General features: G+C 43.7%; 10 protein-coding genes. All 10 read right to left on the bottom strand.

The genetic code is table 11. The features are described from left to right. Window positions 1–171: 171 nt before the first annotated feature. Entirely contained in the window at window positions 172–1782 is a 1611-nt protein-coding gene (locus tag LKX84_RS15990) for a DUF2961 domain-containing protein (protein ID WP_228238372.1), read from the bottom strand. A gap of 41 nt (window positions 1783–1823) precedes the next feature. Next, window positions 1824–3566 (bottom strand): RagB/SusD family nutrient uptake outer membrane protein, encoded by a 1743-nt coding sequence (locus LKX84_RS15985; protein WP_228238370.1) that lies wholly within the window; start codon window positions 3564–3566, stop codon window positions 1824–1826. A gap of 9 nt (window positions 3567–3575) precedes the next feature. Beyond that, window positions 3576–6719: a SusC/RagA family TonB-linked outer membrane protein gene (locus LKX84_RS15980; RefSeq protein ID WP_228238369.1), complete on the bottom strand. Its 3144-nt coding sequence runs from the start codon at window positions 6717–6719 to the stop codon at window positions 3576–3578. Window positions 6720–6730: 11 nt separating this feature from the next. Next, window positions 6731–8344, bottom strand: a complete 1614-nt coding sequence (locus LKX84_RS15975) for a glycoside hydrolase family 32 protein (RefSeq protein ID WP_228238368.1) — start codon at window positions 8342–8344, stop codon at window positions 6731–6733. 5 nt (window positions 8345–8349) lie between these two features. Next, window positions 8350–9699, bottom strand: a complete 1350-nt coding sequence (locus tag LKX84_RS15970) for a sugar porter family MFS transporter (RefSeq protein ID WP_228238367.1) — start codon at window positions 9697–9699, stop codon at window positions 8350–8352. A gap of 302 nt (window positions 9700–10001) precedes the next feature. Next, a complete protein-coding gene (locus LKX84_RS15965) occupies window positions 10002–12770 on the bottom strand; it encodes a substrate-binding domain-containing protein (RefSeq protein ID WP_228238366.1) in 2769 nt (922 codons plus the stop codon). Between the two features lie 331 nt (window positions 12771–13101). Continuing rightward, on the bottom strand, window positions 13102–13812 hold the full coding sequence (locus tag LKX84_RS15960; RefSeq protein ID WP_228238365.1) for a galactosamine-6-phosphate isomerase: 711 nt from the start codon (window positions 13810–13812) through the stop codon (window positions 13102–13104). Continuing rightward, window positions 13812–14363, bottom strand: coding sequence for a gluconate 2-dehydrogenase subunit 3 family protein (locus LKX84_RS15955; RefSeq protein WP_228238363.1), 552 nt, complete (start codon window positions 14361–14363; stop codon window positions 13812–13814). The genes LKX84_RS15960 and LKX84_RS15955 overlap by 1 nt, the downstream gene beginning before the upstream one ends. Window positions 14364–14393: 30 nt before the next feature. Then, window positions 14394–15473, bottom strand: a complete 1080-nt coding sequence (locus tag LKX84_RS15950; protein ID WP_228238362.1) for a Gfo/Idh/MocA family protein — start codon at window positions 15471–15473, stop codon at window positions 14394–14396. An 18-nt stretch (window positions 15474–15491) separates the two neighbouring features. Next, the gene (locus LKX84_RS15945; RefSeq protein ID WP_228238360.1) at window positions 15492–17183 is read right to left on the bottom strand and encodes a GMC oxidoreductase; all 1692 of its coding nucleotides are present in this window, start codon (window positions 17181–17183) and stop codon (window positions 15492–15494) included. Window positions 17184–17239 lie beyond the last annotated feature (56 nt).

The raw sequence follows: 17239 nt of genomic DNA, 5'->3' as shown, positions 1-17239 counted from the left end.
TGGTAAGAATGGCCAAACCTTTAAGGGTTTGGCCATTCATAAAAAAACTAACTCAAACTCACCCTTTCGGGAAAATGGTTTCCCGACCAATCGGTTAGATCGATCGGGGCATTAACTAAACTTGGCACACTAAATACCTCTATTCTTAGAATGCAAGTTTCTTACAATGCTTTATTTTAGATAATAATAAGCCACTACATCATATTCACAAATATTCTCATTTTGTTTTCCCCAGATTCTTCCTTTGTACCGCTCAATATAAGCTTCAAAAGATAGGTTAAACGGAACATTGTCAGCAATATGGAACCTATTGACAACCGTATGCCCCTTTCCTGTAATAGGTGTTGCGGGTTGTGAGGCAAATGGGCTTTGGAACGTTGGAAAAGGAGGTTCGGCGGACCATGCATAGCCAATATAGTCTTCGCTGCCCGTACCAAAGGTCGAGGGGAATTTTTCCCCATCCACGAAAAACTTCTCATCCCCTTCGCCCCACCACCAATCAATGGTTTTTTCACCGCCGATGCCGTACCACCATGAAGACGGTTCCTCTTTAGGTTCCTCCCAAAAATTGGCAATATGCAGGGTTACCCCACAGAATCTTCCCGTTCCCTTTACAGCAATCATGGGCCAATCAATCTCCCTCCCTTGGTTTTGAGTCAAGGAATCGTCAATTGGTTTATCCTTCTCACTGGAGTCGTCACCGTGCCATTTGGCGTTGAAATACAAAAAGTCATCCTCTTGTGCCCCTAATTGATGGCGCACCACTTTTAACGTTATTTTGTATGGCTTTTCCCCCGTATTCACTATTGCCATACTTCCTTTTTCATGAAAAGGCATATACCAATCGGAGTATAAAGTATTTCCCATTACGCCTATGGGCATCCCCCTGTAATTAGCAAGGTCTCGGCCCATTCCAAAAAACATTCCAATAGGAGAATGAACGGCGGACATGTGTTTATCATCCCATGAAAAATCGAACCAGAGATCCCCAAAAATATCAGAGGTTCGGTCCTTGTCCTGAAATGTAAGTTCCAGTCGGTTTATGGCCCATGGACCGAGAATTTTTGAAATTTCCCTCTTCTCGCCCGGACCGATCTCAATATCGATTCGATCTTCATGCTCATCAGGATATATCTTTCGCTGAAATCCTCGATTTTCAAGAATCCTGTCCGCATTGGCCAAAGCAATTTTCCCTTCGTTGCTGTAGGTTCCGTCAAAAGATTTATCAGGTATGGTACCATTGGGCAATTTGGAATAAATGACATGGTAATAATTACCCCAATCTCCGGACATGGTAATCTTGCAATGCTTCTGAAAAGGCATGGGAATGTAAAAATTGCGGCCGCGAGACAAAGTCATCACCAAATTTGGAAAGTTCAAGGGTGGGTATTCATCCTCAAATTTTTCGAACAGTTCCCTAAAAGGTTTATCCACACTTGGTTTTTGTTCCCCATCCATATAAATCTTGACGTGGCCTTCTTTGGCCAGGGCACTCCATATTCTCCATATCACACCAGGCCCATCTGCTTCAAAAATGACCATTTCATCCCCTTCTTTTCGAATAAAACCATTACCGTCCGAGTTGGCATCCCACCTCAAGTAAGTATCAGTCAACGAGTCGTAAACGGAACTCCTGTCATAACTTGAAAAATTCATGGTTCTCTCCCCTGTTTTGGGAACTTTTGACAAGGCCTCAAAATCATACAACCGATCTACAAGATCAGGATAAGCCAGCTTTGTCTGGGCCACAACCTGTGACATGGTCATGGGGAGAAGAAACATCAGTATTAAAAAACAGTTCCGAACCATCATATCTTTTGGCATTAATATCCTGGGTTTTGAACATATAGCCCACCCGTAAAGTCTATTTCGCGTTGGGGAATTGGATAAAACTCATCCCTTCCCGGAGTAAATGTTGCATTGATCAAGAAGTCCCTTTTGGTCTTCTCTTCATTCAAATAATCATTCAAAACCTCCGCGGCTTCTCCCCATCGCACCAAATCGAACCATCTTGGACCTTCCATGGCAAACTCCAATCTTCTTTCAAATTTAAGTGCCTTCCAAGCATATGCTTTGTCTGGAAACGAGGGATAGGGCTGTACATTATAGATATCGGATGCACCGGCCGCCAATGGTCTTTGGGTACTTGTTGCCGCCCTTGCTCGAATCTGGTTGATGATCGGTAATGCCTCATCCCAACGATTCAATTGTATAAGTGCCTCCGCCTTGAAGAGGAGTACATCTGCATAGCGAATAAAATCCACGTTTTTTGAAGTTCCATTAAAGGGTCCCTCTTTTACATAACAAGAACAATCTGGGCGTTGCTGCTCCTTCATATTTCCAAAATAACCGTAAACCCCAGGATCTCTGGCCCAACTGGAATTATATACAAAGTCACCTGTGTTTTGAACGGTATTGGTATATTTAAATGGTCTTCCCGGCACCCCGACCGTATGATCAAGTCTTGGATCAACCGTTAGGGAAGCGCCCGGTAAAACGGTGCCATCTCCCTGTAAATCAGTTAAAATATCTTGGTCATTGAAGTCATCCAAAAGGGGAAGTCCATTGGCATCGGTGCGAAAGGCGTTCACCAAGTTTTGACTGGCCAGGTGAAATCCGCAGCAGCCATACAAAGGGTTGCCATGGGGCGAATTCAAACCGGTAACAAAGCTTACCCTTCCCACTACGGTACCATCATTAATGGAGAACTGGGCGGCCCAAATGGATTCCGGTCCATTATCGAACCCATCCAAAAAATTGTTGCCATAATCGGGTTCCAAACTTGCCTGAACCTCATCGGCATATTGGATCACTTGTTCCAATCGACCGGTATTGATACCCGTTAATTGATGGTTCGCATCCTTTTCATAGGCTTGGTACAATCTTAGCTTGGCCAAATATGCAGCTGCAGCGGTACGATCGGCCCTTCCTACTTCTTCTTGGCTATCCGGTAGATTATTGTAGGCAAAAAGGAAGTCCTCGCCGATCAGGTTCCAAAGTTCTTCATCGGGCAAATCATTGCCGATCTGGGCAATTTCCTCCTGGGTCAAGCCTTCCGGTATATATGGAACCTTGTTGAACAACAACTTGAGCATGAAGTGTGAATGTCCGCGTAAAAAGCGAAGTTCGGCTTGACGCCTTGTTTTGTTCGGGTAATCCGCATCCGGGATATCATTGATAACGGATAGGGCAAAGTTTGCCCTAGAGATGGCCTTGTAAAAATCGGTCCATGTTCGTGGGGTAAAGAAATCCCCCATATCAGGTATGGTAAGGTTATACTGTTCGTACTTATCCACCCAGTCCAAATCTCCTCGGCCTCCACCGCCTTTATAGGCATCATCGGACCGGACGCTTCCATAGACCCACATGTGCGTAAGGGGCCCGATCATCTCATCATTGGCTATGCCGGCATATGCAGCAATGACCAAGGATTCGGCATTTTCGGCAGTAGCGACGTTATCATTTGAAAGTACCCCTTGTGGCTCGTACTCCAAAAAGTCGTTTGAGCAATTGATGGAGAGCATCAATGCGGTTCCACATAAAATGAAATATTTAAGTTTTTTCATGGCAATTGATTAAAAGTTAATATTTAGACCCAATGAAAGGATCGTTGGTACCGGAATCCTTGTTGCATCGGTCCTTTCCGGATCTTCCCCCACATACTCACTTGAAGTGAGCCAAAACAAGTTTTCACCCTGCGCATACACACGAAGGTTACTCATGCCGGCAATCGAATTGATAAGCTCTTTTGGAAAGCTATATCCCAACTGTAAACTCCTAAGTTTGAAATAGGAATTGTTCCTGAACAGGTAATCCGAAGTACGTGTTTCATTAAAGGCCAAGGAAAGTGATGGCACCTCTGTATTTGTGTTGTTTGGCGTCCATGCATTAAGCAATCCAGGAGAACCGTTGGCCCCTCCGCTTGCAAAAAAGTTCCTGAACAAGGCTTCGTCTGCACCGATTCTTCCCATAACACCGGAACCAAAAATGGACAGATCGAAGTTTTTCCATGCCATATCCACGCGGATACCGTATTCCAAATCTGGCAGTGTAACCCCAATAAAATCCCGATCGCCATCATCAATCACCCCATTATTGTTCAAATCCTTGAACTTTATGCTACCGGGCCGGGCCCCAACCTGATCTGGGCTGGAATCAACCTCGGCCTGGCTCTGGAACAGACCGTCTGACCTATAACCAAACACGGAAAATTGCGAATGTCCTAAAATGGAATTGTCCGCGGTGCCTGGAAATGCGGCCCTTACTTCTTCGGGCAAATAGGTGATTTCATCCTTAAAAGATGCAAAGTTTGTGGAAACATTGAGTGATAATCCATTATCCCATGTATTATTATATCCTATGGCAAATTCCCAACCTCTTGCTTCGGTAGTGGCACCATTCAATACTCGCTGCTGCCCCTCACCTATTACTGAAGCAATGGGTGGTGTAGTCAAAATGTCTTTGGTTTCCCTGGTATAAAAATCGAAGGAGCCGATAATTTTGTTGCCCAAGAACCCAAAATCCACTCCATAGTTCCATTCTGTTGTGGTCTCCCATTTCAAATCTGGGTTAGGTGCTTGGATGGACACAAAACCTGAAGGTAAGTTGCCCGTATTGTTCCCGTTGATGTCGTAAGCGGTTCCGATATTATAGTAAGTTTCCCAGAAACCAGGTTGAAAAACATTCAGGTTGGGTCCGTATCTTGACTCGTACAAACCAAATCGTGCCAGGTCACCGATTTCTTGGTTACCTACTTCCCCATAACCTGCACGTAATTTTAGATTGGTGATGAAATCCACGTCTTTGAGGAATTGCTCATTATTGATACGCCATCCCACAGTGGCTGCTGGAAAAATACCATATCTGTTGTTCTCACCGAATCTTGAAGAACCATCGCGGCGCAAGGTGAAAGAAGCCAAATAGCGATCTGAAAATGCATAGTTTAGTTTCCCGAACTGTGACAACAAGCGGCTTCCCGTTGTGGTTCCTGATGTAGTCCTTGCTCCAGTGGCTGCGTTGAGCACGAAATAGGACTCCTGTTCCACCGCAAAATCATCCGCCTGTGCATTCAAGGTGCTCAAGTCGTTCTGGATTGATTCAACCCCTAACAACACATTGAAACGGTGATTACCTAGTTCCAAGTCATAGTTCAGGGTATTCGAGAAGACCAAGCTGGTAAACTTATTGGTATTGTAAATGAGTCGGTTGTTGGTCCTGTTCACAAAGCCGTTGGAAACCTTTGGTTCGATATTCTTCTGTTTATAATCACTAAAATCAAGCCCAAGACTGGTCCTAAAGCTCAAATTATCCAATATTTTAAGATCAGCGAACACATTACCGAACAGTACATTTTTTTCTGCATTGTCCCAACGGTTGAGATATTGCATCAAAACTGGGTTGTTTCGGTCATTATAACCAGAACCCAATGGTCCGGCATAGTTTCCATTTGAATCGAAAACCGGAATAGTGGGTGCCATGATAATGGCCAATATAGGGGTACTTGCCAATCCTACGTCACGTGCAGCCAAGGTTTCATCCGATGTGGAAAATTGAGTATTGACACCGATCTTCAACTTATTGTTGAACAGGTTTGTACTTCCGTTTATTTTGGCCGTATACCTGTCGTAATTGGTATACTTCAGGATGCCTGTATTCTTCAAATATCCAAAGTTGATAAGCAAGGATGATTTTTCAGAACCTGCAGTAAGGGTCACCTCATTGTTATAGGCAAACCCGGTTTCGTAGGTCTCATCCTGCCAATCCGTATCCCCAACAGGCACATCGGGGTTACCACCAACAAACGGTTGCGGGGTAACACTGTTAAGCACGGGATTGCTGAAATCGCCGTTCCAGTCAAAATTGTAGATTTCCCCATAACCCCCGTTGGGATCTGTATTATCGTTTACGGATGCCTGCCAAAGCACTCTGCCTCTTTCAACGGAATTCAACACATCAAATCGTTGTGGCCTTTCCGACAAGACGGACACATTGGAGTTGATTGAAATTCCGACGCGATCACCTTTTTGTCCACCTTTTGTGGTAACAATGATTACCCCATTTGCCGCCCTGGATCCATAAATGGAAGAGGCAGAAGCATCTTTCAATACTTGTATGGATTCAATGGCCTCTGGGTTAAGACTGGCAAAAACCTCTTGGCGTTTGGTGGGTACACCATCAATCACATAGAGTGGATCGTTGTTTCCCAAAGTAGTGATCCCCCGAATCAGGATCCGGTTGTTCAGGCCGGTTGGATCTCCTGATTTTTCGATAAAAAGCCCTGGCACCCTTCCCTGCAATGCTTGCATGGGGTTACCGGAACTTAAACTCTGACCTTCGATCGGGGCGGTATCCACAACGGTCACTGCCCCAGTAAGATCCACCTTGCGTTCGGTGGTATACCCTGTTAGGACAACCTCATCCAATTGTTGGGTATCTGCCTGTAGAGAAACATTGACTGTAGATTTTCCGTTTACTGGAATCTCTACCCTAACAAAACCGATGTAGCTGAACATCAAGGTAGCATTGGGCGAAACCCCTTCCAGGACATAATTTCCGTCAAAATCCGTAGTGGTACCATTGGTGGTGCCCACCACGACTACCGAAGCTCCCGGCAAGGGCATACTGTCATCGGCCGAGGTAACGGTACCCGTGATTCTCCCCTGGGCCCATATGGCCAAAGGAGAACACAAGAGTAGCAATACTAATAGTTTACATTTCATAATAGTTTGTTTTAGTTAAATTTTAATTGGCGTATTTCTATGTGATCCAAAACCAAATCCCCGTTGTCGGATAGGACGGATAGTTTTGAATAAGGTGTTGTGGGGAAGAAAATTTCCGTCATCGGAGTTTCCCCATCATCAAAGAATATTTCTATGGAAGTCTTGTCTAAAAGTACATTTACGTTGTGCTGTTCTTTGTGCGACAATCGGGGGCCGACCGAAACCTTTTCGGCAAATTCCTCATGAAAATCAACCTTTCCTGATTTTCTACGATCCACAAAAAATTGGTCCTTGCCGTTGTCATAACCAAAAAGCAATGCTTCTCCTTTATCGTTGGATAGTTTGAACGTATATCCCTTGTTTTTCAGGGAAGTAACACTATAGATGATTTGGGCCTTGGTGAAATCAAAATCGGCATCGCTCAAGACTGTTTCTTGCCCGGCCCCAACGGATAGTTGATCCTTTTTGTACTTCTTGCCAACATAATTCGTGATTTCCTTTACCGGTTGAAAAGTTATCCTTGGAACCCCATTATCCGAAATCAATTTGATGGTCCTAGGTAGGCTTTGGCTGCTTCTCCATGCAGCGGTCGGAACTTTATTGGCATAATGGCCATCTACGATCCAACCGATAAAAATTTTACGGCCATCCTCAGCTGGAATATTGGACCAGGTGACCCCGGCATAGTTGTCCTTGCCAAAATCCACCCAAAAGTCATGCTTCTTGGCAAGGGCCTCGGCAAAATTCTTGTCCATGGTGAACTCTTTTCCATCAAAATCGCCAATGAAATATTGAGTGCCGTTTCCGCCGTTGGGGGCACCACCGCTAATACTGGCCAGCATTACCCATTTTACATCATCTGAACCTTCAACCTGCATGGGGAATAAATCCGGGCACTCCCAAACACCCTCATGGCTACCATCCTCTTTTCCGAACCGATCGGTCAATGTCCAATCTTTCAAGTTTTTGGAAGTGTAGATCATCATCTCAAAATCGGCGGCCAATATCATCACCCACTGCTCCCTTTCATTGTCCCATAGCACCTTGGGATCCCTAAAGTCCCTTACTCCTGGGTTTTCTATTACAGGGTTTTCTTCATATTTGGTCCATGAATTTCCTTCATCCAGAGAATAGGCAATGGCCTGTGTTTGGGCATCCAATTGTCCGGCATCTCCCTTTTTGGGATCGTGGTAGGTGTACATGGCCACGATAGGAATCTTCCCATCTTTTCCAAAGCCAGAGGTATTATCATAATCTACCACGGCACTACCCGAAAAAATGTATCCCAAATCGTCCGGATACAAGGCAATAGGCAAGTGTTTCCACTGTACCAGATCCGTACTTATGGCATGCCCCCAGTGCATTGGCCCCCATATGTTGTCCTTCGGATAATGTTGATAAAACAGATGATAGTACCCATTGTAATAGAACATTCCATTGGGATCGTTCATCCATCCTACTTTAGGGGTAAAATGGTAGTAGGGACGGTATGCCTGCTCCTCCGAAAAAGGGGTTGAGATGGTTTCTTCTTTGGCCATCCCTGTGTCCGTCTTCCCATTTTTGCACGAAAAATTCTGTAACGCAACGGCCACAGCCACTACCAAAAGGGTCAATTTGTTTTTCATATGATTTACTTTATAGCTGGTTTAGATATTTTATCAGGTATATTTTTTGTTTTGAAAGATGCCGTGATGGCTTCCAAGGATTTTCCCTTGGTCTCTGGCATGAGAAGGACCACAAAAAGGAGTTGCAACAACATCATGGCATCAAAGAACAGGAACACCGTACCCGGGCCTATCGATGAAAAAAGGCTGGGTATGAAGGAAGGGATTATGGCGGCAAGAATCCAATGGACGGAACTTCCAAAGGATTGGCCAGAAGCCCTCACCTGGGTTGGGAATATCTCGGAGATAAACACCCAGATCACCGTTCCCTGACCAATGGCATGTGATGCAATAAACAGGAATAGAAAGGGTGGAACCATGGTTCCTTCCCATTTCAACAAAAAAGCACATGCTGCCAGCGAGAGTGAAACCAGATAGCCAACCGAACCAATCAGCATAAGGCGTTTTCTTCCCAACCGATCGATCAAAAACAGACCTAAAAGTGTGAACAGCATGTTCACAACCCCAATGCCAATACTGCTCAACAGTGCCGTACTGTTCTCAAGGCCTGCCTCTTCAAAAAGTCGCGGAGCATAATAGAGAAATGCATTGATGCCCGAAAATTGATTGAAGAAAGCGATCAAAAAGGCCAAAACCAGGGGAAACCTAAACTGGCTTTGGTATATATTCTTGGAAGAAGAAGACATTTCCCCTTCTTCCCATGCTTGGATCTGTTCCGAAACATTGGTGTTGGGGTCGATCATTCTTAAAACGTTTTCCGCCTGTACCGATTGGTTTTTGGACAATAGCCATCTTGGACTTTCTGGAATGATGAAGGTCAACAAGGTGTAAAGTATGGCCGGCAGTGCCTCAACCCCCATCATCCAACGCCAAGCCTGTTCGCCGATACCACTCAATAGATAATTGGACAAAAAAGCCACCAGTATACCGAATACGATATTGAACTGGTACATGGCCACCAATTTTCCCCTGTTTTCCTTAGGTGATATTTCAGTAATGTAGGCGGGTGCGGCAATGGTAGAAGCTCCTACTCCCAGTCCTCCCAAAAAACGGAATGCTGAAAAGGTAATGGGATCATTGGCCAGGGCGGAACCAATAGCGGAAATGGTGTAGAGTACCCCAATGAACATCAAGGTTTTTTTTCTTCCCCATTTACCGGTCGGAATACCCCCAAATATTGCTCCCAGCACAGTTCCCCATAAAGCCATGGACATTACGACCACTCCATGGAACATATCCGAAGAATCCCAAATTTCCTGTAGCGTTCTATCCGCGCCAGAAATGACGACGGTATCAAATCCAAAAAGAAATCCTGCAAGGGCGGCCACAACAGACCACAACCATATTTTTTTCAAAAGCTTAAAAATTTTAGATAAATGCTAAAGTATCCTTAATTAAAGCCTTTGTATTTCATTGATGTTGCAATATCCTCCAGTTTTAAACCAATTATACAGCATAGTTATAAGCAACTGTATTTCAAATTGTTAATCACTTTTTTAGGAAACATGGTGATTGCAACATCTTCAATTTTGTTGCACCCATCTTTAAAATTGATGTATAAAAAATAAGCTGTGAAGGGGTGTTAATCCATTTTATAATGGATTCTCAAAATTTCGATATTGAAATTTTGCAAATCATAAAAAGCAATGCGCTAAAATCACTTTTTCCCAAATGTCCTTCTATAGGAATCCGGAGACTCGCCGTACTTTTGCTTGAATGCGGTGGAAAAATAATTAGGGGAAGAAAAACCGTTGGAATAGGCAATCTCCGAAACGGAAAGTGAAGTGGTCTCCAACATGGACTTTGCCCTTTGCAATTTAAAGTTGTTGATGTAATCACTGATGCTGATCCCGAGTATGGCCTTAACCTTTCTGTACAATTGTGAGCGTGAAATATTCAGGTTGTCGGCCAATTGCTCCACTGATAAATTCGGGCTGTCCAAATTATCCTTAATATTACTGTTCAACGCTTTTACAAATTCCTGCTCCGTATTCCCGAAAGAGGTGGTCTGTTCTATCTTGTAGATATTATTGGTGTAATACATTCTCAACTTTTCCCTATTGTACAACAAGGATTTTATGGACTGCATCAATATGGAATAACTGAAAGGCTTTGTCAAGTAAAGGTCCACACCCGAATTCAAACCCAACAAATAGGAATCCTTGTCCGATAAAGCAGTGAGCATAATCACCGGAACATGGGAGGTGCGCAGGTCTTTTTTGAGTATATCACAAATTTCGAAACCGTTCTGTTTGGGGAGATTCACATCACATATGATAATGTCCGGAACCATTTCAAAAGCCATTTCCACGGCATCCGTACCGTCTGAAACATGAATATCATAATCCAATCGCAATTTTTTCTCCAAAAACGAGGCAAGTTCCTTGTTGTCCTCTATAATAAGTAAAGTGTGCTTATCGGTTTCTGTACTTGGCTCGGCCCTTAGATATGACTCGTCATCAATAAGATCTTCGGTTGAATCGATAATATTGGCTTCCACCACATCCGGTTCATCAATGATCTGATCTTCGTTGAAATGGGTCTTGCCCTTAAAGAGTTCTATCTTAAATTCAGTGCCGTGAAGCGATCTTACCTCAATTTTACCCATGTGGAGTTCCACGAACAATTTACTTAGGTGAAGCCCGATTCCCGAACTGTTCTTTCTGTTGTTTGATCCCTTGAAAAAGGGCTTGAACACTTGGTCCAATTCATTTTTAGGTATTCCGATACCATTGTCCCTAAACAGAATGGTAACCAAATTGGATTCTTTTTTATCCTCGATCACCATTTCGATCTTACCGTTGTCCGGGGTAAACTTGAAAGCATTGGAGAGCAGGTTAAAGTAAACCTTGTCCATAAGGTTCCTGTCTAGGAACACTTCCAATTTTTCATCATTGCAGATAATCTTGAAATCGATGTTCCTTTTACTGGCCTCTTTCCTGAAATCATTGAAGATCTTTTTTGAAAACAGGTACAAATTGGTCTTTGACGCCCGTATATTGAACCGCTGATCCTCTACTTTTCTAAAGTCCAATAAATTGTTCACCAATCGTAAAAGCCTGTTGGAATTGTTTTGGATCAATTCAAATTCATATGCCATTTTAAGTCCTTTGCTTTTAAATGCCTCTTTCAACGATTCAATGGAACTTAAAATTAGTGTAATCGGTGTTTTGAACTCATGGGAAAGTCCAGTGAAAAAATTCAATTTGGCCTCATTGCTTTCCTTTACCTCATTGGCAATTTTTTCTATCTGGTTTCTTTGTACTATGATCTTCTCGTTGGTCAATTGAAGCTGTCTGTTCTTTTTTCTGATGGCGATCACAGAATATATACTATACAGGGCCAACCCTAAAATAATGGCCAAGGATACAATGGTAATCTTGAGGAGATTGTTCTGAAAATAATATTGGTCCTTTTGCTTTTCAATGACTTCAAACTGGTTTTCTATATCGATATGTTGTTCGTCTATGATATCAAATTGATCTTTCATGATATCTGCATTGAACCTATCGATTACCGTGGTGTTTAAAATGTTGTTCTTTGGAACATCTTCCCCGTTCAGAATCCGTATTGCCAGTTTTACGGCTTCGGATCCCCCTGTTGGGTAAAGAATGGTGGCATGCAAAACTCCGTTTCTTACCAATTCGATTCCTCCATCAGGGCCGTTCAACCCATCTGTGCCGATAAACTTGATCTGTTCCTGAAGACCTTTCCTTTTGGCCATTTGCCAGAGCAAATGGGCCGTATCGTCATTGAACGCGTATACATAATCAAAATCTACTTTGGCGGTATCTAAAATTTGTGAAAAGGACTCCACCATTTGATCCCCGGCCAGATCAATGACCTCTACCTGTTTAACATTTGGGGCGCGATCTATTACCTGATGGAGGCCTTGGCTACGTTCCACTCCCGGTGAAGCTTGGTCGGTAGCCTTTACCTCCACCACATTTATCGATTTTTCCCCGGACGACAATATAATGTTCCCGGCATTGCGACCCACCTCAAAATTATCGGCTCCTATGTAGGCGGTATATTTTTGCGAATTTATCTTTCGATCTATGAGAATCACGGGGATACCTTTGTCATAGGCCTTTTCAATAACGGGTACAATGCTCTCTGGTTGCAGGGGCGATACGATGATGGCATCCATGTTTTCGCGGATCATCTGCTCAATATCCTCAATTTGCTTTTCCACACTTTCCTGTGCCTCGTAAATTTTGAGACTCACCGAAGGATTCAACAATGCTTCCAGTTTCATGTTCTCATTCATCGCCTCTCGCCAAACATGGTTGCTGATACACTGTGAGAAACCAATCCTGATTTGGGGCGTTGCCTTTTCCCTGCAGGATGACAATACCAATAAAATGATGGTACAAATCGCAATTAAACTAGATGTGGAAAATGACGAGGCTACTCTTTTATTCAATACCCAAAATTTTGAAAGTTCGTTTGATCCTATTCTAAATGTAAGGAACCTGGACACGGCAATTAAATGTTCTCCAACCGGGCTCTTGAAGGTCAATTCTCCATACAACAAGGTATTCCATCTGGTCAACATTCTTTGTTGAATTGTAAACCGCAATTCCTAGTTGGGATCCAGGAAGATTATTTTTGGCAAAATAGTAAAATAAGAACATTTCTGAATACCCTGACAGGCATGTAAATCACAAAACCATGTTCTTTCGTTAAGCCAACAGGTAATTGCGGTGATAAAACCGGGAATGTGACCGATTATCTCCTTATTTTCTTGTAATTCCTTAAGACAAACCTTTTAATAACAAGCAATCCACTTTGGGATGAAGCCAAAGAAACGTTACCGGGAATTGCGGCGTGATCATTTTCTTCTTCAGCATAGCAATGGCATTATCCTTTCCTGTGCCAGAAATCAATAAGAGAATCCGTTTGGCAGAGAGGATGTTTTGCATCCCCAAGGTCATCCCATACTCCGGTTTTTGGTCCATATTCGCTACCATACCATGTTTTTTTGATTCTTCGGAAAGTTGGGCCACATGACAAAAGGGTTGTAGCATATCGGCAGGTTCGTTAAAACCAATATGGCCATTTTTACCCAAACCTAAAATACATAGGTCGATAGGTTCACTGCTTTCCATAATATGCTGAACCCTTTCACATTCATCTTCGGGATTTTCGGGATTGGGTCGGAATCCCATATATCTCCCACTCGGAATCTTAAGGGGTTCAAGAAGATGTTGATGTAGATAGTACTCACAAGAACCGGGATGATCCGCTGAAAGTCCACCCCATTCATCCAGTTTTAGAATGTGTAGACCATTGAAAATTTCAGGTCGGTCTTTGTAGGCTTGAGCCAATAGTCTATACATTCCTGTAGGTGAATTACCGGTAGCGGCACAGATTTTAAGGGTTCTCTTCCTTTCCAGTTCCCCAAGAACAATATCGGCCGCAAAGGCACTCATTTGTTCATAATCCCCAAAGACCTGTATATTCATTATGCCCAAGCTTTTTCACCGTTATAGGGAATACAGCCCTCATATCGACCAGGAACGGGATTATACCGAAGGGCTTGGGTTGCTCCCGGTTTAGAAGTAAAATATCCCCAAATGGTCAACTCTTTCATCATCCCAAAATAATGTGGTTTTTCCAATAGTTTATGTTGTCGTGCTTCTTGATCGAACTTGGTCAAAAGCTCCAGTCTTTGTTCCTTTGAAAGGTCAACAAACCCATGACCGTATGCTTCGATGGACTGCTCTTCTATGGTTTCCAATCCATTAATAAAGAGAGCAGCCTCTTCTTGGTCATAACAGTCATTGACCATGGTTTGCATGAAATTTCCAATATGGGCGGCCTTTGCCCCGGGCGATATATCGGTATCAGGTAGAATGGTCTCACCAATTTCATCAAGTAAGGGCACATCGGTGTCAACGATCAATTCCGACCTTTTCTTGGGCGGGGCAGCACAGCTGGATAAAAATAATTGGGATCCAATGATACTGCCTCCCAAAACTGTTGCGGTTAGTTTTAACGCTTCTCTTCTTTCCATTTTTGATTCGTTTAACTTATGATGGACTTCTTATTTCTTCCATAATTTATAGGGTTTATCAACATTGGGTTTGAAAGGCAGCATCACCTTTCTTCCCGTGCCCGCCGATTCATAGGCTGCATAGATCACCTCCAGAACTGCCTTCCCATCTTCCCCCGTCACCAAAGGTTGCTTGTCATTTTTGACACAATCCACAAAATGTTCAAACTCTTGGGGAAAACCATAATTCCAGCTTTCCTCGTACATGGTATAGCTCCACCCAATGGTATTTCCAGCTTTCTCCACGGCATATCCAACGCCCTTTGTGCTATAGGTTTGAATGGAGTTGCCTTGTAATAGATCGGCATAGGCCACGCCCTCCGTTCCATGAATTTCGGCCTTATCATCCATACCTCCAAGCTTGGTCCAACTTTCTTCCATCATCCCCACAACACCGTCATCAAATTCCATGATTACAATGGAATTGTCCTCTCCTTTGGTTTTATCGGTGTGTACACTGGTCATCATTTGTGCATATACCGATTTGATGGCCCTTCCTGGATGCAACCATCTAAAAAATTGAATGGCGTGGCAGCCCATATCCATAGTCACTCCGCCACCTGATCGTTCAACATCCCAAAAGTGATCGGCATGCGGACCATCATGTTTTTCCGATTGTTTGAAAAGTGTTGGTTTTCCCAAGGCCCCTTCATCCAACAAGGCTTTCATACGGACATATTTTGGAGCAAAGCACAACTCCTCGGCATACATGAGCTTTACGTTGGCCCGTTTGCAGGCTTCGATCATTAAATCAGCTTCTTCCAAATTCATGCACAACGGTTTTTCTACGACCACATGTTTGCCTGCCTTGGCTATCTTCAATGTTATTTCGCAATGAAGGTAATTGGGAGCGCCAATAACCACCATATCAATACCGGGCATGGCGAGCATTTCATCCAAATCCGTAAAATGATTGGGGATATGGAACCTTTCCGCAAAACTTTTGGCATTCCCTTTTGTGGGGGACATCACGGCTATGATTTCCGCATCTGCCACCCTACTCAATGCATCGGCATGTATACTCGAAATAAATTGTGAACCGATTAATCCAACGCCCACTTTCTTGTCCATATTCAGATGTTTTCTTTATTACAATACGTTATTTTTAAACTGTTCCGCGGCATAATTGGCCGCACGTGCCGTGAGTGCCATGTACAGAATGGAAGGGCTTTGATTGCCCGTACTGGTCATGCAGGCTCCATCGGTTACAAACACATTCTTGCACTGGTGCATTTGGTTGAACTCGTTCAACAATGAGGTTTTGGGATCTATGCCCATTCGTACACCGCCCATTTCGTGGATGTCCAGACCAGGTGCCTGTTTGCTATCATAGGAATACAGGTCGGCGCAACCCATTTGTTCAAGCATTTTCTGACTTTCCTCCAGAAAATCGGCGACCATTTTTTCATCATTCTCATCGTACCCCACATCGGTCACCAACAAAGGAATACCCCAATCATCGGTTTTGTCTTCGCTTAGATATACCCTATTCGAAGGTTTCGGAATGGTTTCTCCTTGCATGTACATATAGATTCGCCAATCCCCCGGCTTGCTTAGTCTGTGCTTGAAGTCCGCCCCAAGTTGAGGGGCATCTTCAGGCACTTCCTCCGCCCTATTGCGATAAGCTCCGGTAAAAATGGTATATCCACCCACAAAATCAGTATCCTGCTCCTTTAAATTGCGATAATTGGCTATGATGCACTCCGAAGGTCGTGAACCATAATAGTAGTGGTCCTCAAAACCTTTTATGGCTCCACCGGCCCCTGCCCTATAATTATGGAAGCTGACATACCTTCCCAATAGATCATGGTCATTGCCCAAACCATTCGGGAAGCGTTCCGACTTTGAATTGAGTAGAATCAGGTTGGAGTTTAGTGCCGATGCATTTACGAATATGATCCGGGCATTATAGACTATCTCCTCCTTCGTATTCGTATCAATTACCTTCACTCCCGATGCTTTTCCTGACGCTTCATCATATATAATGGAATGAACCACTGAGAATGGTCTTATGGTAAGGTTTCCTGTTTTTTCTGCCCAAGGCAATGTGGATGAATTGGAACTAAAATATCCACCGAACGGGCAACCACGCATGCACAGGTTCCTGCACTGACATTTTCCCCTGCCCTGATCTAAATGGACTTGTTCGGGTTTGCTCAAATGGGCCCATCTCCCTTGTACCAAATATCTTCCTGGAAAGTGCTCTTTGAGTGTGGCCTGCATATGTTCTTCCACACAATTCAATTCGAATGGAGGTAAAAATTCTCCATCCGGCATGGCTTCGATGCCATCCTTATTACCACAGACGCCGATGAATTTTTCAACGTGGGAATACCACGGGGCAATATCATTGTAATTAATAGGCCACTCTATGCCATAACCATATTTTTCGGGCGCCTTGAACTCATACTCGCTCCAACGCTGGCAGGCCCGACCCCAAATCAAGGACTTTCCGCCCACCTGATAACCACGGATCCAATCGAACGGTTTCTCCTGCACATAGGGATGATCCGCATCCTTTATAAAAAAATGGGCCGTGTCCTCTCCATAGCCAGCTGCTTTTGTAATCAATGGGTTTTCTTGGTAAAACGCTTTGGTCATCCTGCCCCTATGTTCAAAATCCCAAGGATTCATGGTCATGGTGGGATAATCCTTTATGTGCCTGACATCCCTTCCCCTTTCCAGTACCAAGGTTTTCAATCCTTTTTCGCAAAGCTCTTTGGCTGCCCAACCTCCTGATATACCCGATCCAATTACAATGGCATCAAATTGGTTTTCCATCTGCATCATTATATTTTGACCTTTAAATGTAAAAAAACCTTTGTCCAATTTCCCCT

The sequence above is a fragment of the Allomuricauda sp. M10 genome (genome assembly GCF_020782875.1).
Taxonomy (GTDB): Bacteria; Bacteroidota; Bacteroidia; order Flavobacteriales; family Flavobacteriaceae; genus Flagellimonas.
This window is presented reverse-complemented; position numbering and strand designations above follow the sequence as displayed.